This window comes from Limosilactobacillus avium (assembly GCF_947381485.1).
GTDB lineage: Bacteria > Bacillota > Bacilli > Lactobacillales > Lactobacillaceae > Limosilactobacillus > Limosilactobacillus avium.
This window is the reverse complement of the sequence record NZ_CANCWN010000093.1, coordinates 1-547: the sequence shown is the minus strand read 5'-3', so window position 1 is coordinate 547 and position 547 is coordinate 1. Positions and strand designations below refer to the sequence as shown.

Below are 547 nucleotides of genomic sequence, written 5' to 3'. Positions count from 1 at the left end.
AAAGAATTAACAGTAATTTACACTAAAGTAGCGGACCAAATTGCACAAATCATTTACCGTGATGTAAATGATACAGATAACACTAAATGGGTTAACATTGATACTTCAGGTGATATTACTGGTAAAGCCGGCTCAGTAATTAATTACGATCCACAAAGTAAAATTCAAGAGTTGGTAGCCAAGGGATACAAACTTACGAATAACGGTTTCCCAGCCGGAGCAGTATTTGACAATGATAGTAATAAGACTCAGACATTCTACATTGACTTTATTCATGGCACTACAACCGTTACCCCAGATAAACCAGGCGATCCAGGCAAGCAAATCAATCCAAATGACCCAGATCCTAAAGGACCAAAGTGGCCAGACGGTACTGATAAAGACAGCTTAACTAAGACTATTAGCCAAACAGTTCACTATGTTTACGCTAATAATACGAAAGCAGCAAACGATAGTGTACAAAGCGTTGCATTTAAACATACATTGCTATTTGACAAGGTAACAGGTAAGCAAATTAAAGACCTTGGCTGGGATTCTGACAGTCACA

At 38.2% G+C, this 547-nt stretch carries 1 protein-coding gene; it reads left to right on the top strand.

The features are described 5' to 3' along the window. The coding region (locus tag QOS01_RS10435; protein ID WP_283622273.1) for a mucin-binding protein at positions 1–547 on the top strand (547 nt) is incomplete at both ends.